A 24,365-nucleotide genomic window follows, 5' to 3' on the forward strand; every position below is an offset into this window, starting at 1 on the left:
TTAGAGAGTATCGACCACCACCACTGTGATGTTGTCGGCTCCGCCACCATCCAGCGCAACCTGAACCAACTGATCGGCCACCGTCTCGATCGGCATCTCGGACAGCGCCTTTTCCAGCATCGGGAAGGTGGCATATTTGCTCAACCCGTCAGAACAGATCAGAAAACGGTCGCCGGGCTGAACCTCGCCGCGGATTTTGTCCAGTTCCAGCACCTCGCCCACACCTACGGCCCGTGTGATCGCGTTGGATTGCGGGTGCTGTTCGGCTTCATCCCAACTCATCTGTCCGGCCAGAACCAGATCGGCCACGACCGAGTGATCGGTGCTGAGCATCTGAATCTTGCCCTCACGCAGCAGGTAGATGCGGCTGTCTCCGGCCCAAAGCCCAACGAAATGCCCGTTGGCCAGCATCATGCAGGCCACCGTGGTGCCAATCGTGCCCCCCCCGCGCGCCGCGGCTTCTTGGCGGATCACGCCATGGGCGCGCTGGATTGCATCGCGCAACGCAACCAACCGGTCCGATGGGGCCAACCCCGGAGGGATGGATGCGACCATGTCGGCCACCAAGCGGCTGGCATAGTCACCCGCTTCGTGCCCACCCATACCGTCCGCCACCAGCCACAGGCTTTCCTCGGGCAGTGCCAGCACGGAATCTTCGTTGACCTTGCGCTTGAGTCCCACATGGCTGCGAGCACTATACCGAACGCGGAAACTTGAATTCATACTGGTCTTGCCTCGGTCCACAGAGCGGCATGCAGGTTGAACAAGCCTTGCATGTTTGCCCCATCCGGTAAACCTTCGCAGATCATCATCCGGGGAACGCCGCCAATTTCGGTACTCCAAACACTGGGGGTGCGATATCTTTGCGACATCAACCCTGCTGCCAGATCAGGCAACAGGCTGTCGGACACCTCGCCTCGCGTCAGCACCGTCGTGGTGCCATGGACTCGCACCGGCGCGGTGGGCTGTTGTACAGGCACAGCCAGATCCGCCAGAGTTGAGGCCAGCTTGTCGCGGGTCATGTCATCCTCAAGCGCGGCCAGCGCCAGGTCTTCAAGCTGGCGATAGACATCCGCCGCCCGAAAATGAGTCAACGCTGCCGACCCTTCGTTCGACACCGCCGCCGCCAGCGTCAGGGGAAACCGCCGCCCGACCCGATCAACCGAGGGCATCAGAACCCCCAGCATCTTCTGTGGCCCGGCCAATCCGGGTGCCAGACAGAACCGCCAGATCGGTGCCGACATATAATGCGCATCCCATGCCTCTCCCAATGCGTGCGACGCCTCCAGCATGCTGCGTTGAATCCAAGCGTCCCACGCCTGAACAAAGGCGGGCGAAACTGCCAACCGGAAAAAGTCACCTACCGAGGGCATTTTACCGAATGCGCCAAACCCGTCCGTTTGCATCAGAACGACTTGGGGCAGCTGAACTTCTGCAGCGCCGGCAGGGCAAACGGGTTGATCACCGAACCGGACTGCAACTGGAAGATAGCGATACGCCCACCCACGTTGAAAATTACCTTTTTGCGATCCGAGACATTGGTTCGCCGAACCTCGGCCGCATCCAACAGGCGGAACCAAGCCCACGGGCCGTCCTTGGACAGAACACTTTCGATGTTGCGTTTCTCGGGCTCGAAACTGACCCGAGCAAGACCGACAGACCCCGGCCATGTCACCGCCAATGGCGAGGGCAAACCGCCCCGGTGGCGGAACTCCAGCGTCTGGCCGTCAATCTCAAGCTTGACGCCTTTGGCTTTTGGGTCCAGCGCCTCGGGCATGATCTGGAACTGGATCTGTGGCTGCGGTCCGGCGGCAAAGAACGCTTCTTTGATCTCTGCCGCGTTCTGGAATTGGGTCAGGACCGCCTGGCTAATACCGAGGTCCGTGGCATTCACACCGGATTTCCACGACCAGGGCCGTGTGCGCATGTCCACATGTTTCGCCAAATTCTCGTTGAAAAACGCATCTATCAGGCCCTGCGGGCCGAAGAGCTTACCAAAATCTCCCATGGCGACATCCGCACCGGACCGACGGTTGAACGGATACCGATCCCCGACAACCTGTTCGCAGAAGGGCAGAACCGTTGATTGCCACCGCGCATTGATCGACGAACGGGTGCTGTCGGACGTGATCCCGGATGACCCATCGATGATCTGGATCGCCCAGCGCTCCATCGGGCCGGGAATGCGTGCGGCTTCCTGCTGGAACTGCTGCAGCGCCTGACCGGTTTCCCCGCCCGAGACCCCGCTGAACGACATCTTGTTCAGCTCCTGATACACTCCGGTCAACGATCCGATCAGCATATCCAGCTGCGAGGGTTGACCTTCCTGCTGTTCAACCAGCTGGTGCAGCCAATCGAAGCGGTCCTCGACATATTGCCCCGGCGCTTGCACGGGCTCACCCGTGGTCACACCGCTCGTCTTGGCCAACGCTTCCAGTAAGATCTGTGTCTGGGCCGAGGTGGACGACTGCAATTCGATTGCGGCGGCCCCGGACACGCCCTCGCTGATTGCACCGTTTCCGGACAGAACAGACCGGTTTTCGGTCAGCTTGGTCTCATCCGAGATCGAGTTCAGAACATTCACGATAGGCGACGTTGGCCCTGAGAGCACATTGGTAACTTCGACCGCATGGCTGAGGCTTTCCATCGGCACGATGTCAATATCCCCCAGCATCGCGTCATACCGCGCGATATAGTCGTTGTAGTACAGATCCAGCACATCCCGGCTGAGCGCGGCCAGCGCCTGTTCCGTTTGCTCGGCCTCACCACGCGGGCCCAGGACCCAGCTTTCTTTTTGCACGCGTTTCGCGACACCGACGGCTTCACCCAAAAAGACATTGTTGAAGCCATCATAGGTGAATATGCCCTCAATTCCGTCGTTCAGCGGCTTGCCCGAAGACCGAACCAGAACGCGACCGACAGCAGGGCCTCCGATCTCGGTGATCCGCCACTCCGGCAATGCCGTGGCCGCCGGGCTTGAGACGATGCCGTTGTACACCCGCTGTGCCAGTGGGAGTTCGGACAGAATACCCTGAATCTGATCCACCATCGGGCCGTTCAGCGCAATCTCCTGCATCGGCTGGCTGAGCATGGCGTCCAGATGATCATTCAGATCGGCCCGGAATTGTTCTCGGGACGGGCCGGGAAAAGACACGGTCCAGTCTATGTTCATCCATTCCTTGACCAGATCCTGATTCATCGGTCCTTGCAGACCGAGCATCAGATAGACCTTCAACGCTTCGTACAACACATCGGGGTTGTTGATGTTGGCACTCATCTGCTCTTCGAGACGTAGCAATAGGCGCGGCAGAAGGCGTTGGTTCAGCGCGGCGCGATAGGTCTGTGCCGCCTGGGTGCCGATCACATCACCCTGGTACAGGCCATAAGTCAGACGCGTTTCAGGCTCGGGGTCCGAAAGCGTGGGATTCGCCGGCAGATCACGCAACGTATTCAGCGCCTGCACCACGGGCACCAGATCGGTATCGCCCACCGGGCTGGGCGGCAAAGTCGCCGCAGCAGCCTGATAGGCCGAAACACCCTCCTGCGCTTCGGCGATCAGGTCAGTGTTGCCCATGAAGCTGCGCACCAGCAAAGCGCCAACCGCGACAGCCGCAACAACAGTGGCTGCGATCGAGGCCCATTTGGTGATCTTGTAGCGCTTCTCTACTTTGTCATCGGCACTGACCAACCCGGCTTCGCGGAAGATCACCTGATCGAAGAGGCGGGTCAGGAAGTACGACCGGCCCGATCCCTGCCCCGAGCCGATGGCCTGACGTCCGATGCCGAAGGTCCGAGCCATGCCCAGCATCAGACGGTCGATCGGTGTGCCTTCTTGTGTACCAGAGGTGAAATAGACCCCGCGCAGCATGTGGCGGTGCTGATAGCGGCTGTCCTGAAAAACTTCGGTCAGGAACTCGTGCGCGACCTTTCGAACCGAGGCGACCTGCATCGGGAACCCAGCAATCAGCGCCCGGCGCTGCGGGTCTGTCTCGGTCTGCATCCGCTCCAACGATTGCGAATTCAGACGCCCCAGAAGCAGTGCGAATTCCTCGTCAAAGGCTGCCACCGGGGATTGTTCGCTGCGCGATTTGTCCATAGGCAGGGTAAAGCCCCAGACCTGCTCGCGGTCTTCCTTGCCCAGGTTGTCATGAAATTCTGCAAAGCCAGCGATCAGGTCGGCCTTGGTGAACAGGATATACACCGGGAACCGCACGCCCAGTTTTTCACGTAGCTCTTCAAGCCTGCGGCGCACGGCCTTGGCATGTTCCTTCTGTGTCACTTCATCCTGCAAGGACAAATCAGATAGGGAAATCGCGATCATCGCACCATTGATCGGTTGGCGCTTGCGATATTTTTTCAGCAGGTTCAGAAACCCGATCCAGGCCGCATTGTCGACCTCGGCATCGCTTTCCTGGGTCGTGTAGCGCCCTGCGGTGTCGATCAGAACCGCGTTCTCGGTGAACCACCAGTCACAGTTTCGCGTGCCGCCAACGCCGCCAATCGCCGTCTTGCCCAGCTCATCGGCCAAGGGGAAGTTCAGGCCCGAGTTCACAATCGCTGTCGTTTTGCCAGCCCCCGGAGGGCCGATCATCACGTACCAAGGCAGTTCGTTGAGGTGCCGCCGCCCGTTCTTGGACTTGCGCAGCGCCGCCATCGCGGTTTTCAGTTTGCCACGCAGTTCAGTGATTTCGCTGTCGATCATGTCGCCGCCATCGGCGACCGATTCCGTGATCTCTTCGGTCAGTTTCTTTTCACGCCGACGCCGCAGCAGGAAGATGGTCAATCCAATCAGGAAAAAGATCAGATAAGTCACTCCACACCAGATCAAGCGTGTTCCGACCCCGTCCAAAGGTCGCCAATCGTCCGACCCTACCCACGGTCCAAAGTAATACAAGCACCCGGCCAGAACCGTCGCAGTGAAGAACAGCACGGTGTAGATCGACATGAACACGTATCTCAGAACACGACGAAACATCAGTTCTCCTCCTGAACCAGCAGGACTTCGATCCGGCGGTTCGTGGCCCGGCCTTCGCGGGTCGAGTTATCGGCAATCGGTTCGTTGTCCGCGCGGCCTTCGGCGCTGAGACGGTTGGGATTCGAAATCTCACCCGCCATCTGGTTCATCACCGATTTTGCACGCGCCAGCGACAGCGCCAAATTGGACGGGAAGCGGGAGGACCGGATCGGCACGTTGTCCGAATGCCCGGTCACGATCACGGACCCGGGTTCTTCGTTCAGGGCAACAGCGACGCGACGGACAGGTTCCTTGAACTTGTCCTGCAGGTGATCCGAGCCCGAGCCGAACATGCCCGATCCCTTGATGCGTATGATCAGGGTGTTGCCTTTCTCGAACACTTCAACCAGCCCCTCATCGATTTCGGGCTGCAGGAAGGCAACAACCTTTTCGACCTGTGGCTGAGCTTGCGGTGGCGGTGGCGGTGGCGGCGGGGCCCTGCGCTGTAATTCGGTGACTGGCCCCGCGTCGATGACGGACATCTGGCCCACGAGGTTCTCGGTTCGGTTCGACAGTAGATAAGACAGGCCACCGAACTCGATCAGCAGCAGCAACGCGGTCACACCCACCGCGATCCAGACCGGTTTCCACAGGCTGAGTGCACGGTAGGGTTTGTCGACGCCTTCCCAATGGGGGGCAAGATCCCGCTCCACATCTCCGCGTTGCGCCCGGATGATCCGCGCCAGACCCTGACGGATTTGCATGTGTTTGTCCGAGCCGCCCTGCTCAACGCGCAGACGCCCCTCAAACCCCAGCGACAGGCACATGTATACGAATTCCAGCAACTCAATATTGTTGGCCGGGTCCTGTTCCAACCGGGCCAGAAGATCATAGAACCGATCCCCACCCACGGTTTCGCGGTGGAAGGTGCCCACCAATGACTGTGTGGCCCAGCTGGATTGACCGCCCCACGGGGTGTTCAACACCACATCGTCAAGCGTCGCGCACAGCGCATAGCGCGCGATTTTGACGGTTTGCGCGGCAATTCCTGCCTGCAATGCCGCATTTTCGAATGCGCGCACCTCGGCCACAACGCTTTGGCGCAGCTTGTCCGGGTCCATGTGCTGGGCCCGGTTTCGTATACGGCTGATCAGCGAAAACAGCGATGCCGCGCAGGCATTCAACCGGTTCATGCCGGTAATCGCGACATCCTCACCCCCCGGCGCAGGTCGCGACTGAGGTGTCTGCGGATCAGGAACACCGTAACCTGCACCGCCTTGCCCCGGTTGCGGAGCCGCTGGCGGTTGCGGGACCTGCATCGGATCGTGAAAGCCCGGAGGTTGTTGGGGGGCAGGCTGCTGTGGGGCCCCGCCCGACTGACGCCGTCCGCCCGGATTGGGGCGGATTACTGTCTTGTCGGTGTCGTCCGGTTCGGCAAATGGATCTTTGTCGGACATTCTTTGACCTGTTTCCTCAAGGCTTCCGCGGCACGAGTGTGACCCACATCCAAAGCCCTATCAAATTGTTTCGGCACCGCCAGTGATCACGTTCACTCTTATTGGTTGCGGATCGCCCACAGCTCCATTTCCAACCCCGGATATTGCCCTGACACATGCACGGCAATTCCGCCAGAAGTTGTCATCTTGCCCCAATACGGGCTGGCGGCATCCAGTTCGAAATAGACGACACCAGAATGATAAGGGATCTGCCGGGGCGCAACGGGCAACGGGCGCAGGGTAATACCCGGAAGGGCCGAGTTCACCAACTGGCGAATTTCTTCGACCGGGCCGGTTTTGGCCTGACCGGCAAAATGGCGTCGCACGTCCTCGGCCGGGATATCGGCGTTCACGGCCAGCACGAAACCGGCATTGCCGATCAGCTTGCGGTCTGCGATCACACCAACGCTGATACCGTACTTCCGCGCCTCCAGCGGGATCGAAACCGCAGTCTGTTCCAGAACCGAACTCAGGTATTGCCGCAAGGTCCGGATGACCGGCGCGAACGATTCAGTCAGGTCGTCATGCTGATAGGCCGGGAATTGCACGGCTTCTTTCTCGGTGCTCATGAACGTCGCCAACTCGCCAGCCAGCGACGCACAGACCCGATAGGCATGTTCGGGGTGAACGTTTTCGACATTGGCGAAATGGCGCACCAGAGGCAGGTTGCGGTTGATGGTCATGAGCAGCAGAAAATCCGATATTTCGGCAGCGCCCTTCGCAGGGCCCCCATCCGACAAACGCCCGGCCAGAGCCTGCATCCGGTGTGACAGCATGCCCTCAAGCTCGTTCATAAACCCAGCCAACGCCGCCGCCGCACGGACATCCAGAACCGTCGGGATAAAGCCGCGATCCAGAATGATCTCTTTGTCTGGCCGCACCTCGATTATCTTGGCGATCGGAATGGCCAGTTTGTCGGCCAGATCATCAACGGCCAGCGCGAACTGCAGGCGCAGTTTGCCAACACCCATTGTAACCGGCTTTTTCTGCTGGCTCATCACATCGGTGATTTCCTGTTCCGCCGGGCGCAGACGGCTGACCGATTGCTCGGCCCCGCTCAGATCCACCTCGGACGCACCTTGACGGCGCTGCGGAACCGTCAGGTAGACGACGCAGTCCTTGATCGTCTCGGGCACTTCCAGCGCAGGCGGGTGATCCTCGGCCTGCGGCACGCGAAACACCTGCCCGTCCTGCGTAAGCCCCGAGCACGACTTTAGAGCGAACTGCCCAACCTTGAGCACCTCATCATCTATCTCCAGGGCGCTGACGCCCCAGGCATAGGGCGTGACACGCCGCGCGAGGCCAGCCACCAGCGCCTCGGTATACCGATCCGCCTGTTGGAAGTGATGGGGCTGCAAAAACAACCCTTCGGTCCAAAGCACCTTGCTGTCCCAGGACAATGGCTGCCCTCCCTTGTTCTTGTCGCCCGAAGCGGGGCGTTACTTCAGCTTTTCCAGCTGTTCTTTATATGCGCGCGCGAATTCCCGGCTGAAGAGTTCGTGGAAGTCATTCTCTGCCTGATCCGAGATATCCGCATACATTTTCTCGTACACTTCCCAATATTGGGCTTTCTTACCCTTGAAAAGTGACCCAAGTTTGCCGGAGCCTTCAATTTTTCCCGCCAGCACCTCGGGGTCCAGCCGGGCCAGCACGCCTTTCAGCGCGGCCTCCATGCCGGTGACCATCGCCACTTCGTGCGCCTTGATGTCATTGAGCGCCTGCTCGGTCGCCTCCTCCGAAGCAAGATAGCCTTTGACGCGGGGCTTGACCAAAGCCTCGATGGCCTGTTCCGGGCTGATCGAGAATTTCAACGGGTTGTTGCCACCCGCATTGATCATCGTCTGTTCAATGCGGAACTCGGACTTGATCGAGGTGCGGGTCATCAGGATTTCCCGCAAGCCCGTGATCATCACACGCAACACCCGGCCCATTCGCCCCATCGTGGCGGGCAGGTCGGCGTCTTCGATCTGCAGATCATCCACCTCGAGCGCTTCCAGAAGGGCACGCGCGGCGGCCTGATCTCCAGCCGAGACAGGAGCCGGCTTGGCGGATTCGGACACAGGCTCGGGGCCGGCTGGCGCGATATCGGCCTGACCACCCGGCGTCGGCTTGACCGGAGGCGGCGGTGCAGTCGCGGGCGCTGGCGGTTCAGCCTTTGCTGGGTCCGGTGCGGCAAACGGGTCCGAACCCGACCCACCGGACGGGGACAGAAGATCATCGTCCCAATCATCCGGGATCAGATTGGCCCCTCCGCCGGATTGCGGCGCACTGAAAGCATCGCTGGCCGAGGGGTTATGCATCGCATCGCTCGCGCCCATGTCCGCATGCACATCCTTGGGCTTGGCAAAAAACGGATCGTCATCGTCCAGCGGAGGCAACAGCTCATCCATCGGGTCCGGCGTCGCGATTTGCCCCGGTCCCTTGGCATCACCACCCAGTAGATCATCCAGAAAATCCCCGCCCGGAGCGGCATCGTCAAGCAACGCCATCGGATCCGGCGCGTTCTGGGACATACCCGGAGACACCCCTGCCTGCTGCATCGGCTGCGGGATCGACTCTTCGAAACTGGGCAGGTCCGCGCCGATTTCGACGACCATCTCATACCCGCCAGCAACCAACACATCGCCGTTGTTCAAGGGGGTTGGTGTCCGGCCCAAGGGGATTTTCGAATAGTTCAGAAACGTGCCATTCGTTGACAGATCCACGATGACGACATTGCCATTGTGATCCTCGATCACGAAATGGCTTTTGCTGAGTGTCTTTTCGGGATCAGGCAACACCAAATCATTGGCCGGGCCACGGCCCACGGTCAAAGAGCCCCCCTGCATCGAGACCGGGCGCCCATCGCCCGGCACCACGCCGGTGGATTGGAATTTCAAAGTGACCGTCATTCGTTTGTCTTCATCCTCCGACCAGTACGGTAAACTCGCCCTTGATGATCGGACCACCACAAGCGCAGGTATCCGTCACGCGGGCAGCGGGCAGCTTGCTGATCAGAACGGTGGCCGAACCTTTGATGATCGGGTGCGGAAATGCCGGCGTCGCCATATCGGACAGACGCGCTGCGGGCAGTTTTCCCACCAATACAGTCGGACAGCAGGGCGGCATGATCGGCATCGGCACCGGAGCTGGCGGTGGCGGAGCCGGTGGTGGAGCGGGCAGCGTACACGCATGCAAGTCCAAGATTCGTGCTTGCGGGAATCCCATGCCTACTCCTCTGTCTCAGCGCTGGCCTTCTCGCGGTCCAGCTTACCATTTCCACCCCGAGCAATATCGACCCCGCGGTCGATCAGCAACTGCACGTAGGCATCAAAATCCTCTTCATGTTTGTCCATTGCAACAACATTCATCGCAAAGGCCAATACTTCGGCCGCGCCCGGCGGTGCGGGCATGGTGGCCAGATCACCTGAACCCAGAGTTCCATCCGAGTATAGCACACCCATGGCGCAGTTTACCGTCTCGTCATCGGGGTCGGCCAGTTCGATCGTCGCACCCGCCTTGTCGCGATTCTCGGGCGTGGGGCGAAACACCCATTCCTCGGACGCCGCCAGCGCGGGTGTATTGTTGTCCGGCGCCTCACCGATATAGTCGCGGGCCGCAAGACAGGACCACCAGACCCGTTCGCGCGCCGGAAGGGCCACGCCCAAAAGGCGCAGGATGTCGATCACCGCGCCTTTCTCTTCCAATTCGTTCAAAACCACATCCAATGGCGCACTCGCGGGCGCCTCCAACTTGGTGGCCAGTCGCGCACTCGCATCCGCCAGCATCCGCGCGGCAGGGACCTGAGGCACTTTGGCCATTCCAGAAAATCTATCGCTCATCTGTCGACCCCCTTAGTTGATCATCGTCAGGCCGCCCTTGAGGGTCAGCACTCCATCGCCCTTCACTGTGGTCAGCGGGCTTTTCGCCTCCAACATGGCTTCAGCCTGGGATTTGACCATTATGCCTTTGATCGTGACACCGGCTTGATCCAGTTTGATCGACGACGAGCCAACCTTCAACTCGATCGACTGCATCGCGGTCATTGTGATCTTGCCCAGTTTGGCATCAACCTGAATGTTGCCCATCTTGACCGTGGTGGACTTATCGCCCTGACTGACTTCGGTCGTCAGATTGCCTTGCTTGATCGTTTCGGCGTGGTTGCCCGTGACAGTGCGGGTGGATTTGCCCTCGATGGTTTCTGTCTGGTCGGTCTTGATGCTGATCGTCTGGTTACCCTTCTCGATGGTGAAGGTATGATCGCCTTCCTTGATCGTCTCATCCACGTTCTTCTTGACCACCTGGCTGAGGCAGCCGTCACCGCCATTGCCGCCCTTGTCCAGCTTGTCATAGCCGATAGTGATCGTGGACATATTCTTGACCAGCTTCTCGTGATCCTTCTGCGCCTGAAAGCGCACCAACTCGGCGTTTACCTTGTCTTCGAACATCAGTTCATTGAACGTCTCGGCGCTGCCTTGCTTCGAGGATCGTGTCTTGATCCCGGTCTGCGTCTGGTTCGCGGGCAAGGCATAGGGCGGCATGGTGTCGGCATTGTACAACATGCCGGTACAGATCGGCCGATCCGGATCGCCTTCTTCGAACTGGATCACAACCTCCTGCCCGATCCGGGGGATGCTGACCATGCCCCAGTTCTTGCCGGACCAAGGGGTGACAACCCGCACCCAGCACGTGGTCTTTTCGTCCTTCTTGCCTTCGCGGTCCCAATGGAACTGAACCTTGATGCGACCGTATTTGTCGGTCCAGATTTCCTCACCGGCCTTGCCGGTCACGATGGCCGTGTGAAGACCCGAGATCTCGGGCCATGGGATCGTGCGCAGCGATTTGAAGTCGGTTTTGCCGGGCTGGGCCTCAAACTCGACCATGAACATCTCATTGCTGTCATCAGGAAACTCCAGCGCGCCGGTGTCCAGATCCTTGTCGTTCTTGGCAAATCCATACCCTTCGGTGGTCTGAAGATAATACCGCGCCTTGGTGATCAGGTATTCCGCGTTCTCTGCCTTGTCGGGATGATCCTTCAGCGTGAACTTGCGCCCGGTTTCCAGCGCCCGGACTGAGGCCCGCCCGCGCCGCCGATTGAACAGAGCATCCTCGGCCGTCATCCGCACCTTGGCCAGCGTATTGCCGGGCCCGGTTTCCTTGTAGTGACCTGGAATATCGTAAAGTTCCAGCTTGTCCTTGAACCCGTGCTTTGCCCCGGTCGGCGTTTTGGCCCGCGCATCCAGCGACGCTTTGGGCTTTTCGAAATCAAAATCGCCCAGCGAGACCACCCCGGGCCGGATCGTCTCAGACGCGGCCCATTCGGTGACCGAGTCACCAAGACGCTGGCTGTAGTCATCCCCGCCCCGGAATTCGACCTTTGCTTCGCCGGCAATCGGCGCATGCGCGGAGGGTCCGTCGCACATGACCAGCGTCTCATTCTTGTCTTCGGCATTCGCGTAATCGAAATAGTAGTAGATGCCCTCTTCCTGCATCAGGCGCGAGATGAAGTCGAAATCCGTTTCGCGATATTGCACGCAATATTCGCGCTGCTTATAAGTGGCGCGGAGGCTTTTCCTGAAATCCGTGAGCCCGTATTCACCGAAAATCTTTTCGATGATCTGCACGGCGGTCATCTCCTGGAAAATGCGGCTGTCGGTGGTCTGCGTCAGCAGCCAGAACCAAGGGCGCAATTCGGCCAGAAACTGCACATAGCCATCGCGCAGCGCCAGCCGCTCCACCCTCACGATAGTGCCGGTGAATTTGCGCTTGGCCCCGTCAGCGGCCAGATGGATGGTCATTACCTTGCCCAGCAGCTTGTCCAACGAAATCGTGGTCTTTTCCGACAGGAATTCGACCTGAATTTCGGTCAGTTTCCCCAGCTCTTCCGAGACGATGGCCCGCCTGATGACAAGTTCATCCTCATCATAGCCGTACGACCCCGTGATCCGAAGCGGCCACTCTTTACTTTGCAGACTCTCAGCCATTTACCGTTCCTTCCATTTCTCGTTCACCGCGCTGTCACAGATCGTCCAGCAGGGCGGCAAGTTCGGGGTCCATTTCATCATCATCGTCGCCATCGTCGTCGTCATCGTCGCCAAACGACGCCAACAGGTCATCCAGGTCACTACTGTCATCGTCATCGAGGTCCAGATCCAGATCGTCGAGGTCGAAATCGTCATCATCCCCCGCATCAAGATCCAGATCCAAATCAAGGTCGTCTTCTGTCTCCTCCGCAACCTTGGGCGCGGGGGGCACATCGGGCGAGGGTTCCGGGACGGGCACACCAGACCAGGGACCCAGTATCTCCTGCCCGGCGACCGAGTTGAACGACCCCAGGCGGATTTCATCCCGACCTTTGACAGACAGCACCGGCATATAACCGCGCTGTACCGAATGTTCGTGTTTGGCCAGTGTAATATTGCGTTCCGTGCAGGGCAGCGCCACCTGATCGCCATGGCGGTCATTGACAAAGTGATAGGGCATGCCGCCCAGGCTCATGACCGAGCCCAGCTTCATCCCCTTGCCATGCTGTTTGAAAGACTGCGCCAGCAGGATCGTCACCAGAACCGCCGGGTTGGCCCAGAGCATACCGCGCAGGCCTTCGGTCTCGGTGAATTCCTCGAAATCGAATTCATATATCGGCTCGGATTTGGCCCCATAGGGGCGCCGCAGCAGGAACCGGGGCGAGGCCAGCCCGATATGCCCGGCCTCGGGCATCGCACGCAGCGTATCCCAGGCCTCGACCACCAGCGGGTGTCGATCTTCTTTCTTCACATCCAGGTAGGCTGGTGTAATCGCACTGATGAATGGCGCATCCACATGGGCAGCAACACGACCGATGCGGCCCAGCAGTTCGGCATGCGGAGGCGTTTCTTCGAAAGTATAAAGCCCGATCATGGCAGAATACCCACCGCGCCCGTTTTCTTCGTCCAGCGGCTCTTCAGTCAGCAACCGAACCAGACCGGTTTTTGCCAGATCTTCCTCGGCAGCCAGATCTGCAGCGATTTCCTCGGCCGAGACGTCATACAGAACCACGTCCAGCGTATCATCATCCTCGACACTTCGGGCGATCAGATCGAGGCTGCGCCATTGCGCCTCGACCGACTGGAACTCGGGGTGATGCAGCACCATGCGCATGGCCGCGCTGAGCGCTTCGTCGACGGCTGTCTGCATCGCCTGCACGTCCGGGCTGGGCAATTTGCGGATATGCGGGCCAACCACGCGTTTCAACAGATCATCCACGGGTGACGCTTGCGCCAACGCGCCGCCGGTGTCCCCGATCAGTTTCTGAAAGTCGCTCAGCTTCAGATCGGCGCGCACGGTATTCCCGCCCGAGGTCTTTCGCGGCGGCACAACGGCCTGTCCGAACTCTTCACCCCAGCCGATCAATTGCTTGGCCGCATGATCTGCCGTTGCCCCTGCACTCAATTGGCTTTTCAGACCTGATAGGCCATCGAACAACTCGACTTTTTCGTACAGCTCGTCGGGATGCAGGTCATCAAGCCCCTTCAATTGAACTTCTATTCCGGCCCCATCCTTGCCGATTGGCAGAACTAGCGTGGTGGCGAAGCTTTCGATCACATCCTCGACTGTATCCGGGTCCATTATGATCGGCTTGCTCGCGGCCAGCGCATCGCCGGTTTCAACTTGACCCCGAGCCGATCGGCCAGAAAAATCGCCGAAAATCGCAATTCGAAACCGGGTGCGTTTCAGCCGTTCCGGGTCAGGTCGATCCGCGCTCATCCGTCCGAAAGCCAATTGCGGTGCGCCGTCCATCTCGGCGGCCTCTGCCGGTTCGGCAGTCGCTTTATCGGCCTCTATGTCGCCCAAGAGGTCATCCAGATCATCACCGCCGGCCTCATCATCTGAATCGAGGTCGGCCAGCAGGTCGTCCAAATCATCCGCAGTATCGCCGTCCGAGGTCGGTGCATCCTCGTCATCCGACCCCAAGTCGCTCAGCAAGTCATCAAGGTCATCTGCCCCGGCGTCCTCGGTCTCGGTATCGTCATCCAGATCAAGATCGGCCAACAAGTCATCCAGATCATACGCGGTGTCGTCATCCGCATCCGTGTCGTCCGACCCCAGCTCGTTCAGCACGTCATCCAGGTCATCTGTTGTCTCACCATCCGAGGTCGATGCCTCATCCTGGTCGACCTCCAACTCGTTCAAGAGATCGTCCAGATCATCTGCGGTGTCGTCATCCACAGCCGATGCGTCCTCGTCATCCGACTCTAGCTCGTTCAGCAGGTCATCCAGATCATCTGTTGCCTCATCATCCGAGGTCGATGCTTCGTCATTGTCGGCATCCAACTCATTCAAGAGATCATCCAGATCATTGTCCGAATCCTCGGTCAGGTCCGCCAATACGTCTTCGAGTTCGGTCTCATCATTTTCAGAGGCGTCAAGAGACGTGTCGGCGAGATCTCCGAGAACGTCGTCCAATGTATCCTCTTCCGGCTCTGCCTCGACGTCCGAGGCCGCCAGATCCTCGAGCAGATCGTCCAGATCGGTTTCGCCGTCCGTTTGTTCTTGCGGTTCAGAAGCAGCCAGTTCACTCAAGACACTGTCTGACACATCCAACTCGGCGGCATCGTCAAGTTCCGGAACCGAGGCAAGAACATCTTCGGCGCTTGTTTCATCTGCCTCATCCGGTGCCATATCCGCCAGATCCCCGAGCAGATCATCCAGATCGGTTTCGTCCGCGTCATCTGGCGGGGCGGCGTCTGCCAGATCGGACAGCACATCCGAATGGTCTTCGTGAACTTCCTCTGCGGCGTCCGGCAGAGACGACAACACTTCGTCCAGCGCGCCGCCCTCTTCGGTCTCTTCCAGCTCCAGATCGGCGAGGTTCAAGAGGATATCGTCGCTTTGATCACCCTCGGGGGTGTCTTCGACCTCGGGAACGGACGCCAATGCTGCACTCAGTGAGGCGTCCGTCGCTTCTTCATTGGGTGCAGCCTCTGCAAGGTCTGACAGAATATCTTCAGAATCATTCTGGTCCTCAGCGACCTCAGCCTCGGGTATAGAAGACAAGGCATCCACGACCGAGGTGTCTTCGGGTATCTCAGCGGGTTCCGCATCGGCGAGGTCTGACAGAACGTCGTCGGCTCGATCCGACACGTCCGGGATTTCGATCTCTGGCACAGACGACAGAGCATCCGCCACTGACGTATCCTCGGGGCGTTCATCGGGTGCAGCATCGGCAAGTTCGGACAAGACGTCACCAGCAACGTCCGGGTCTTCGACCTCTTCAACCGTCGGCACGCTCGACAGGATGTCTTGTGTCGCCGTGTCTTCAATCTCGGCTGCGGGCGCTGCATGTGCCAATTCGGTCAGAATGTCGCCGCTGCTGTCCACCTCTTCTTGGGTTTCGACCTCTGGCAACGACGACAACGCGTCCGCTACTGATGTGTCCTTGTTGTCACCTGCAGGCGCATTGGCGGCAAGTTCGGACAGGACATCGCCCGCGTTATCCTTTTCCACGTCGGCTTCAACCTCAGGCAAGGATGCCAGCGCGTTTTCGACCGATTGGTCCTGAGGCGTATCCTCGGGGGCCATGTCGCGCAGGGCGTCCAATGTGGCCTCACTGTCTTGCTCTGGCACTGAACTGCCTGCAATCGCACCTAAAAGCGCGGGATCGGCCAGCACCTTTTCGATCAGCGTTTCAGCCCCTGTCTTGCCATCCATATACGCCATCAGCGTCGACAACTGGGTGCGCGCCTCAAGCAGCTTGCGCAGGGGCTCAATCTTGGAAGCGATCTGCGCGGGGGAAAAATCCGACATTTTTTCAAAGGTCAGATCAACGGCCAGATTGCCTTCGCCGGTCAACGTATTCGGAACGGAAAATTCGACGCGCGGGGCCATAGCCTTCATACGGTCGTCAAAATTGTCGACATCAATCTCAAGGAATTTGCGATCCGCAATTGAAGGCGTTTCGACTGTGGACTTGCCGGACAAATCGCTCATCACGCCCATGACAAAGGGCAACTGAACTTTTTTCTCGGCCCCATAAAGCTCGACATCGTATTCGATCTGAACACGCGGCGCGCGGTTGCGGGCAATGAATTTCTGTGAACTGTCAGCCATCTGCCTGTCCTTTCAGCTCTGCGACCTCACGGCGCAGCGCCCTGACTTCTTGCAACAGTTCCTTTACATGATCATCCACGATGTCCGTCTCGCTGCGCACAAGTTCGCGCAGATGTGAAAACTCTTCGACCGAGTCATCCTCGACCGCGGACTGCATCGTGTTGACCAGCAGGCCGATGAACAGGTTCAGCACTGAAAACGCGGTGATCACGATGAAGGGGACAAAGAAAATCCAGGCGGTCGGATGGGTCTCCATCACCGGACGGACAATGCCCATGGACCAGCTTTCCAGCGTCATGATCTGGAACAGCGAATACAGCGAGCGTCCCAGCGTGCCGAACCATTCCGGAAAGTCCGGCCCGTACATCAATGTCGCCATTACGGCGAAGACGTAGAAGACAATCGAGATCATGATGATGACCGCGCCCATGCCCGGCAACGCATCCAGCAGGGCCTGGACCACCGCCCGCATTTGCGGGATGACCGACAACAGGCGCATCGCCCGGATGACCCGTAGCCCCCGCAACGCCGACAGCCCGTCCCGGTTGGGCAACAGCCCCAGGGTCACAACCACAAGGTCGAAGATGTTCCAGGCGTTACTGAAAAAATTCCAGCGATAGGCATAGAACTTCAACAGCAACTCGACGACGAAAATACCCAGCACGATCTTGTCGATCGTGACCAGGGCAGGACCAATGCTGGTTTGAACTGAGGGCGATGTGGACAGACCCAGCGTGATCGCGTTGAAAATGATCACGCCCAAGATGGTGTTGGTTACAGCCCGCCGCTCGACAAACTCGCGGACCGTATCGCGGAGCACTTCGCTCTTCTCGTTGCCGGTAGCCACCAAAAACCTCCTGTCATCTACTGAAACCGGGCGCAGAGACTCCGCGCCCGGCCCGCAATTCACATATCAACCGACGAGGTCGCTGATTTCGTCCACCAAGGTGTAAACACCCTTGACCGACGTCACCATCGCCGCGCCTTCTTTCAGAACGGTCATCTTGTCGAGTTTCTTGATTTTGTCGACAATTGTGGTGTCATCCACTTTCAAACCGTTGCCTGCCATCAGCGCTTCCATTTCGCCAAGGAACTTCTGGCGCTCTTCCAGTTTGGCCGCCATGGCACTCGCGTCCCGTTTCAGCCCCATGCATTCGGCGCCAAGCTTGACACCTTCTTCAAGGGTCTTCTGTTTCTTGACAATCTTCCACATCTTGTCCGCCTTCTGGCCCATAGAGTCGACCTTCTGGCGCGTCTTGGTGGTGTGTTCGCGATACTTTTGACGTTTCGTTTCAGCACTTTTCTGGTAGCTTGAATACCCTTTGATCGCAAAATCGGCGATTTCCTTTGCGATCTGCTTTTTGTCGCGCCCCTTGGCGACTTCATCACCCATTGCAAGCGCCTTGTCCGCAAGGGTCGAGATCGCCTCCAGCGGTTTTTTGATAGACAGGCCTTTCGTGTCGGTGATGCCCTGACGTTCCGCAGCCTGCATGATCGTCGTTCCACGCAGTTTGATGTATTTCAGGATCGCTTCGTACAGATCCTTGCGCAACTTTTCCTCGCCCTTGCGCTGTTGCTGAATCTCTTTGCCAAGATTGTAGATTTCCTTGGCGATGGTCTTGTACGCCAGAACATCCGCGCCAGACGATGCAACTGCGCGGGTCACGCTGGTGCCGATCTTGATAAAAGACTTGGTTACCTTCAACGTCGTCTTGACGCGTGCCTCGGTCAGCAGCTTGTCTTTGTTGGCTTCAACCTTCAGCTGCTTTGCAATGGCTACCTGCGCCGCACCCTGAGCAGAGTTCAGGGCGTTCATGATCGACTGGTTGGTGCCTTGAATGAGCTTTTCAGCTTCGTCCTGAGCTTTCTTGCCTGGCGTCTTCATCAGAACGCCGATTTTCTTGTCGAGCTTTACCGACTCTTCCTTGATGATCTTCTCATAGCGCTCAAGCTCTTTTTCGCCGACCGCGCGCATGCGTTTGCCGGCAATATCCGGTGCTTCAGCAGGCTTCTTGAATTTCGAAGTCGTCGTGATCGTAAACTCGACATCAACCTTGTAGGCCGGAATTTCGATGTATTCGAGTTTCGGCTTCGATCGCACCAGATCGACAATAGAAAACTTGAATGTTCTGTCCGTGGTCTTGGCCATATCGGCGTTCCTCCGCTATCGGGATTTGCTGTCGTTCAATTGCCCGTTGAATCAGGTCACACTCAGTCAAACCCATAAGTGAAGTCGCCGTCTGTGACATTGATTACGACTTTTGAAACTTCTTCGCCTTGCATCATACGTTTTAAGAACTCCGCCGAGATATCCGGCAGCATCGTATTGGTGACGATGGCGTCGATCATGCGGCCACCACTGTCGAGTTCCTGACAGCGGTTGACGATTTCATCCACCACGTCATCACCATATTCGAATGGCACGCCATGGGCCTGTTGGACCCGTTTCTGGATGCGGCCCAGTTGCAGTTTGGTTATTTCGCCCAGCATATCCGGGCTCAGCGGGTAGTAGGGGATCGTCACCAACCGGCCCAACAGCGCCGGCGGGAAGACCTTCAACAGCGGATCGCGCAGGGCCTTGGCCATGCCTTCGGGGTCCGGCATCAAGTCCGGATCGGCGCACATGTCCATGATCATCTCGGTGCCGACATTGGACGTCAGCAGAATCAGCGTGTTCTTGAAGTCGATCACACGGCCTTCGCCATCCTCCATGACGCCCTTGTCGAAGACCTGGAAAAAGATCTCGTGCACATCCGGGTGGGCCTTTTCGACCTCATCCAGCAGAACCACCGAATACGGTTTGCGCCGCACCGCTTCGGTCAGCACACCACCTTCGCCATAGCCGACATAGCCCGGAGGGGCGCCTTTGAGGCTGCTGACGGTGTGCGCCTCCTGGTACTCGGACATGTTAATGGTGATGACGTTCTGTTCGCCACCATACAGAACCTCGGCCAACGCCAGAGCAGTTTCGGTTTTGCCGACGCCGCTGGTGCCCGCCAGCATGAAAACACCGATTGGCTTGTTGGGGTTGTCGAGCCCCGCGCGGCTGGTCTGAACCCGCTTGGCGATCATCTTCATCGCGTGGTCCTGACCGATGACCCGTTTGGCCAAACGTTCTTCGAGGTTCAGAATGGTTTCGATTTCGTCCTTGACCATGCGACCGACCGGGATGCCGGTCCAGTCGCCGACCACGCTGGCCACGGCCTGATGGTCGACGATCGGCAGGATCAGCGGGCTATCGCCTTGCAACTCTTCCAGTTCGGCGTTCTTGGCCTTCAAGTCTGCCAGCAAAGCGGCGCGGTCGATGGATTGTGCCTCGGTCTCCGGTGCTTCCTCGGTCGCGGCTTCGCCTTCGACGGTACCGGTACCTTCGACCTCCTGCCCTCCTGCGCGCAGCTTGGCCCGCAAGTCGAGAATTTCTTCGACGACCTTCTTCTCGGCCTCCCACCGCCCGGTGAGTTCTTGCAGCCGCGCCTCTTCGGCCTCTTTCGCGGCATTCACGGCCTCGCGTCGGTCCGCTACGTCATAGCCTGCGGTCTCATCGCGTTCGATGATCTCCAACTCGGTCGTCAGCGCCTCAATCCGGCGTTGGCTGTCATCGACCTCGGCAGGAACCGCATGCTGAGACACTGCAACCCGTGCACAAGCCGTATCCAACAAGCTGACCGACTTATCCGGCAACTGTCGCGCTGGAATGTAACGCGCGGACAGTGTCACCGCGGCCTCGATCCCTTCGTCCAAAACCTGCACGCGGTGGTGTTTTTCAAGCATCGAGGCGATACCGCGCATCATCAAAACCGCCTTTGGGATGTCGGGTTCCTCGACATGCACGACCTGGAAGCGCCGGGTCAGGGCCGGGTCTTTTTCGATGTATTTCTTGTATTCCGCCCAGGTGGTTGCGCCGATCGTACGCAGCGTGCCACGCGCCAGCGCCGGTTTCAGCAGATTGGCCGCGTCGCCGGTTCCGGCAGCCCCGCCTGCCCCGACCAGAGTGTGCGTTTCATCGACAAACATCACAATCGGCGTCGGGCTGGCCTGCACTTCGTCAATCACCTGACGCAGACGGTTTTCGAACTCGCCCTTCATGGACGCACCCGCCTGCAACAAGCCCACATCCAGCACCAGCAGGCGCACATCCTTCAGCGCCGGTGGCACATCACCACGCGCGATCCGCAGGGCAAAGCCTTCGACCACGGCGGTCTTACCCACTCCGGCCTCACCCGTCAGGATCGGGTTGTTCTGGCGACGGCGCATCAGAACGTCAACGATCTGACGGATTTCCTCATCGCGACCCACGATGGGATCAATCTCACCATTGCGGGCCTGTTCGGTCAGGTCGGTGCAGAACTGTTCCAGCGCCTCGCCCTTGCCCATCGCGCCGGGGGCCATTGCGCCACTGGCCTCGCCGGGTTCTGCGCCACCGCCCACGTTCGAGCCGTCCTGCGCGCCCAGCGTATCCTCGGGCGAGCCATCGGTGGCTTCCGCAAAACTATCCGCCAGATCATCAGCGCCGATTGTGGCCAGTTCCGGCGACATGCTGGCCAGAATGTTGCGCAGCGCGGGCGTTTTGAGCATGCCCAAAATCAGATAACCCGTGCGCACTTTGCTGTCGGAATAAAGCAGCGAGCCCCAAACCCATCCCCGCTCCATCGCGTCCATCAGGTGATCGCTGAGGTCCGAGATCGAAGACGCCCCGCGCGGCAGCATGTCCAGACTGCGTGTCAGTTCCGACGCGATCTTGCCGGGGTCCAGATCATAGTGCTGAATGATACGGTGAATGTCGCTGTCCTGCCCGTTCAGGATCTGATGCAGCCAATGCTGAATCTCGACATACGGATTTCCCCGCATCTTGCAGAACACGGTGGCCCCTTCGATGGCCTGATAGCCCAGCTTGTTCAGCTTGCCGAATAGCGACACACGGCTGATTTCCGTCATCTTCAATACCTCTCGCTGTGGGCCAGTTCCTCGGCCTCGAATTCTTGTGATACATATCCCGGGTACAGGATCAGATCGTCCGCATCGGGGCGATCTGTTTCAGGGTCATCGCGGGTGCGCACCCAGCTGGTCTGGCCCAACTGAGTCGTCCCGCCCAATGATGCGCGCGGAACCTCGTCGCCGGACAGCACCAGATTGACTTCCCAATCCAACGTGTCGCCCGCATAGGTGCGCAGGATCGATTCCATCCGCTGCTGCGACACGCCGCCGGGCAGAAGACGTTTGTAATCCTCAAGCGACAAGGGACCGATCCGAATGCGGAACTTGGCCGAGCGCGACCAGACACGATTGCCAATGCTGGTCGACTGTCCCAGTCGCGCGGGCGCACCCAACTGCCACGTGTCATCCGGCTCCAGCTCCAACCACGAGCCCACGAATTGCTGTACATGCGCCTCGACACCAAAGTAGTCCGACAGGATCGCAATCAGGCCCTCGACCGTTTTGGTTCCCGACCCCAGATGCCCCGCAAAAAAGCGGCGCAGCATATCGGGCATCGCATCGCGGTCACCAAAATCAGCGCCCTTGAATCCGGCCAGGGCCGCCACCCGTTGTTCAAACGGATCATCGCCGCGATCAAAACTGGGCGCGGGTTCTGCCGCTGCCCAGGCGCGGTAGAGCAAGCTCATCATCCGATGAGTCAGCATATCCGCGAAGGCGACAAAGGTCGGGTCGCGGTGATTGCGCTGCCGGTCGCGGGCGAATTCGGTCAGGTGCAAAGGCAACGGGCCCTGCGGACCGAAGAAGCCAAAGAACAGGTTGTTGAGCTTGCCCGGGGCCGTGTCCGTCGCAGGTTCGAACCGCGTCAGGGTGTTGGGCGGAAACGCCAGCGAGACATCCTGCCCCAGACGCACGCGATCCTCGCGCGGGCGGCGCGATTCACCCAGCCGTGGCGCATCCCCATAATGTGCTTCGATCACCCGCAGGGCCTGAAAGACGTGATGTCTTTCAGGGTTGGCCGCCAGAGCGGCAAGCAGGCTCAGATGATCCTGCCCAGGCCGGCCGCCGGTTGCCATCTGGCAATCTCTCCTCGTCGTTCGGTTTTCAGAACCGTTTCCGTAAAACTGTTGATTGTCGTGTATTTTCGGAAGAACCGTTCCAACACAGCACCCAACACGTAGATGCTGGTGCCTTCGTAGAAGCTTTCGTCAAAGCCCAGCGTGATCTCCAATCCGCGAACCGCAGTGCTGAGCACCTCATCACTCATGCGGCGCACGATCGGACGGCTGGTGACGGACACAACGCCTTCAAGCTGTTTTTCGGTCACGCGATTGCCGAGCGGTGCATAGATACCAAGCAATTCGCGCAGAGCGCCCGCCCCACCCTCTTTGCCGTCACCAGCAATCGAGAGGTAGTTGAGGCTTAGGTGACTGATCAGCTTCCACGCCGCATCACCTTGCGCCAACGTCGCATGGGGTCGCGTCGGCGTGACAGGGGTTCGGATTGTTTTGACCGGTCCACCGTCTGGCAGGTGGAACACATCTTCGCCACCTGCCGCCAGCAACAAGGGCAAGTCTCGGTTGGAACAAAGCGCTTCGACGGCCAATTGGTCCAGCGATCCCGGATACGGGGCCTGCGCCCGGTCAACAAGGGTCAGATAGACCTCTGATCCCAGGTAAGAGGTGCGCACGCCGCGCAGCCGCTCTTTTTCATTGCGCTGCCGCATCCGGCGTTTGATCGTGTAGTAGGCAGCATGATTGTCGCCAGCTGCCGTCAGGTCTGTGTCGCTGTAGAAGGGGCGGAAAGGGATGTCGCCCTCTTCCTCGGACTGAATGCCGGTGACGCGTTCGATCGCAAAAATCTCATAGTCCAAACCCGCTGTCCGGTTGGGCACGACATGGTGCTGCGTGTCCATCTGCGTGATATGAACCCGGTCACACCGCCGGTGGAACAGGTTCACGGCGGGCACCGTATTCAGGGCAAAGGCCGCAGGCGTCACCGCGGGGGCAACATCACGCATTCCCTCCTGCAACAGGATGTAAATGTCCACATCCGTGCCTGCGGATTGTTCAAGCGCGGGGCGCAGACCGGTCAGTTCCACAAACAGGAAACGTTCCGGCATCGCGAAATATTCCTGCAACAGACGGTACCCATCAAAGGATTGGCGCGGGGTCGGCAACAAGGCCTCATCCGGCTCGAACCCTTTTGGCACCACATCTGCATGCGCCAGCCGCGTGGTCCAGTCGGCGCGGCGATCCGTCGAGCGACCCGTCAGCCCTACGCATTGTGTGGCCAATAGTTCGTGCAAGGCCCACGCCTTGCCACTTTGGGTATCCAGATGCAGCACGAGACTGTCCATGCCAAGCTCGGCCATCGGCTCGCCATCGGTGCGGTTCAGACGCAATCGGATGCCCGCGCGGGCATCCGTGTCGCGCGCAACACCCGCAGCCACCAGTTCACCCCGACCATCAATGTATTCGGCCTCGGTGATCTCGATCGGCCACAAGGTAAGGTCAGAGGAGGTCGTAAATTCACAAGCCGTCTGCTCGCCCTCGGCAAGCCGAGCGCGCAGCGTGGTCCCTCGGGGAATTGGGTAGCCCTCTTTCAGCGCGGCATTTCCGATATCAGGTTCCAACTGCGCAACCATCATCGAAGGCGTCGGGGCCAGATAGTGTGGGTAGACGATCTCTAGCAGGTTCGAGGTGAAGGTCGGGAACTGCATGTCCAGTTCCAACTGAACCCGAGCGGCCAGAAACGCGCTGCCTTCCAGCAGACGCTCCACATAGGGGTCGACGACCTCGATCCCCTCCATCCCCAAGCGCGAGGCGATTTTGGGATAGGCATTGGCAAACTCGGCCCCCATCTCGCGCAGGAAAGCCAATTCCGTCTCATAGTGTTTCAGCAGCCGTGTATCCATC

15 protein-coding genes and 1 pseudogene are annotated in these 24,365 nt (G+C 59.1%); all 16 read right to left on the reverse strand.

Translation table 11 applies throughout. The features are described 5' to 3' along the window. The 16 genes and pseudogenes from ACR0L4_RS13010 to tssF all read right to left on the reverse strand — a co-directional run bounded on the left by ACR0L4_RS13010 (position 1) and on the right by tssF (position 24,364). Positions 1–723: a PP2C family protein-serine/threonine phosphatase gene (locus ACR0L4_RS13010; RefSeq protein ID WP_480513489.1), complete on the reverse strand. Its 723-nt coding sequence runs from the start codon at positions 721–723 to the stop codon at positions 1–3. After that, positions 720–1,406: a type VI secretion system-associated protein TagF gene (gene tagF / locus ACR0L4_RS13015; protein ID WP_480513491.1), complete on the reverse strand. Its 687-nt coding sequence runs from the start codon at positions 1,404–1,406 to the stop codon at positions 720–722. The genes ACR0L4_RS13010 and tagF overlap by 4 nt, the downstream gene beginning before the upstream one ends. Then, positions 1,406–4,975, reverse strand: coding sequence for a type VI secretion system membrane subunit TssM (tssM, locus tag ACR0L4_RS13020; RefSeq protein ID WP_480513493.1), 3,570 nt, complete (start codon positions 4,973–4,975; stop codon positions 1,406–1,408). The genes tagF and tssM overlap by 1 nt, the downstream gene beginning before the upstream one ends. After that, a complete protein-coding gene (gene tssL / locus ACR0L4_RS13025) occupies positions 4,975–6,411 on the reverse strand; it encodes a type VI secretion system protein TssL, long form (protein ID WP_480513494.1) in 1,437 nt (478 codons plus the stop codon). Before tssL ends, tssM begins: the two co-directional genes overlap by 1 nt. Before the next feature lie 98 nt (positions 6,412–6,509). Next, positions 6,510–7,850 (reverse strand): type VI secretion system baseplate subunit TssK, encoded by a 1,341-nt coding sequence (gene tssK, locus ACR0L4_RS13030; RefSeq protein WP_480513496.1) that lies wholly within the window; start codon positions 7,848–7,850, stop codon positions 6,510–6,512. 39 nt (positions 7,851–7,889) lie between these two features. Further along, a complete protein-coding gene (tagH, locus tag ACR0L4_RS13035; protein ID WP_480513498.1) occupies positions 7,890–9,341 on the reverse strand; it encodes a type VI secretion system-associated FHA domain protein TagH in 1,452 nt (483 codons plus the stop codon). Positions 9,342–9,351: 10 nt separating this feature from the next. After that, entirely contained in the window at positions 9,352–9,657 is a 306-nt protein-coding gene (locus tag ACR0L4_RS13040) for a PAAR domain-containing protein (protein ID WP_170749688.1), read from the reverse strand. 2 nt (positions 9,658–9,659) lie between these two features. After that, entirely contained in the window at positions 9,660–10,271 is a 612-nt protein-coding gene (locus ACR0L4_RS13045) for a DUF6931 family protein (RefSeq protein WP_480513501.1), read from the reverse strand. A 12-nt stretch (positions 10,272–10,283) separates the two neighbouring features. After that, the gene (locus tag ACR0L4_RS13050; protein ID WP_170749690.1) at positions 10,284–12,413 is read right to left on the reverse strand and encodes a type VI secretion system tip protein TssI/VgrG; all 2,130 of its coding nucleotides are present in this window, start codon (positions 12,411–12,413) and stop codon (positions 10,284–10,286) included. 34 nt (positions 12,414–12,447) lie between these two features. Further along, positions 12,448–15,987: a type VI secretion system contractile sheath domain-containing protein gene (locus tag ACR0L4_RS13055; protein ID WP_480513595.1), complete on the reverse strand. Its 3,540-nt coding sequence runs from the start codon at positions 15,985–15,987 to the stop codon at positions 12,448–12,450. 27 nt (positions 15,988–16,014) lie between these two features. Next, positions 16,015–16,515: pseudogene (gene tssB, locus ACR0L4_RS13060) on the reverse strand (type VI secretion system contractile sheath small subunit); the annotation flags it as partial. Continuing rightward, complete coding sequence (locus ACR0L4_RS13065) at positions 16,508–17,365, reverse strand: ion transporter (RefSeq protein ID WP_170749692.1); 858 nt, start codon at positions 17,363–17,365, stop codon at positions 16,508–16,510. The pseudogene tssB and the gene ACR0L4_RS13065, both read right to left, overlap by 8 nt. 63 nt (positions 17,366–17,428) lie before the next feature. Further along, positions 17,429–18,664, reverse strand: a complete 1,236-nt coding sequence (locus ACR0L4_RS13070) for a hypothetical protein (RefSeq protein ID WP_170749693.1) — start codon at positions 18,662–18,664, stop codon at positions 17,429–17,431. Between the two features lie 62 nt (positions 18,665–18,726). Continuing rightward, positions 18,727–21,450 carry a type VI secretion system ATPase TssH gene (tssH, locus tag ACR0L4_RS13075; RefSeq protein ID WP_170749694.1) on the reverse strand — a complete coding sequence of 908 codons (2,724 nt, stop codon included), beginning with the start codon at positions 21,448–21,450 and terminating at the stop codon, positions 18,727–18,729. Between the two features lie 2 nt (positions 21,451–21,452). Continuing rightward, positions 21,453–22,523, reverse strand: a complete 1,071-nt coding sequence (gene tssG, locus ACR0L4_RS13080; RefSeq protein WP_170749695.1) for a type VI secretion system baseplate subunit TssG — start codon at positions 22,521–22,523, stop codon at positions 21,453–21,455. Beyond that, positions 22,487–24,364, reverse strand: coding sequence for a type VI secretion system baseplate subunit TssF (tssF, locus tag ACR0L4_RS13085; RefSeq protein ID WP_480513505.1), 1,878 nt, complete (start codon positions 24,362–24,364; stop codon positions 22,487–22,489). The genes tssG and tssF overlap by 37 nt, the downstream gene beginning before the upstream one ends. Position 24,365: the final 1 nt, after the last annotated feature.

The sequence above is a fragment of the Ruegeria sp. AB5 genome, from assembly GCF_056542645.1.

Bases quoted from the DNA above. Each gene is read 5' to 3' on its own strand.
- ACR0L4_RS13070 (WP_170749693.1), bottom strand. From the start codon at position 18,664: ATGGCCAAGACCACGGACAGAACATTCAAGTTTTCTATTGTCGATCTG.
- ACR0L4_RS13045 (WP_480513501.1), bottom strand. From the start codon at position 10,271: ATGAGCGATAGATTTTCTGGAATGGCCAAAGTGCCTCAGGTCCCTGCC.
- ACR0L4_RS13010 (WP_480513489.1), bottom strand. From the start codon at position 723: ATGAATTCAAGTTTCCGCGTTCGGTATAGTGCTCGCAGCCATGTGGGA.
- tssF (WP_480513505.1), bottom strand. From the start codon at position 24,364: ATGGATACACGGCTGCTGAAACACTATGAGACGGAATTGGCTTTCCTG.
- ACR0L4_RS13055 (WP_480513595.1), bottom strand. From the start codon at position 15,987: ATGGCCCCCGAGGATACGCCTCAGGACCAATCGGTCGAAAACGCGCTG.
- ACR0L4_RS13040 (WP_170749688.1), bottom strand. From the start codon at position 9,657: ATGGGATTCCCGCAAGCACGAATCTTGGACTTGCATGCGTGTACGCTG.
- tssL (WP_480513494.1), bottom strand. From the start codon at position 6,411: ATGTCCGACAAAGATCCATTTGCCGAACCGGACGACACCGACAAGACA.
- tssH (WP_170749694.1), bottom strand. From the start codon at position 21,450: ATGACGGAAATCAGCCGTGTGTCGCTATTCGGCAAGCTGAACAAGCTG.
- tagH (WP_480513498.1), bottom strand. From the start codon at position 9,341: ATGACGGTCACTTTGAAATTCCAATCCACCGGCGTGGTGCCGGGCGAT.
- ACR0L4_RS13050 (WP_170749690.1), bottom strand. From the start codon at position 12,413: ATGGCTGAGAGTCTGCAAAGTAAAGAGTGGCCGCTTCGGATCACGGGG.
- tssG (WP_170749695.1), bottom strand. From the start codon at position 22,523: ATGGCAACCGGCGGCCGGCCTGGGCAGGATCATCTGAGCCTGCTTGCC.
- tssM (WP_480513493.1), bottom strand. From the start codon at position 4,975: ATGTTTCGTCGTGTTCTGAGATACGTGTTCATGTCGATCTACACCGTG.
- tagF (WP_480513491.1), bottom strand. From the start codon at position 1,406: ATGCAAACGGACGGGTTTGGCGCATTCGGTAAAATGCCCTCGGTAGGT.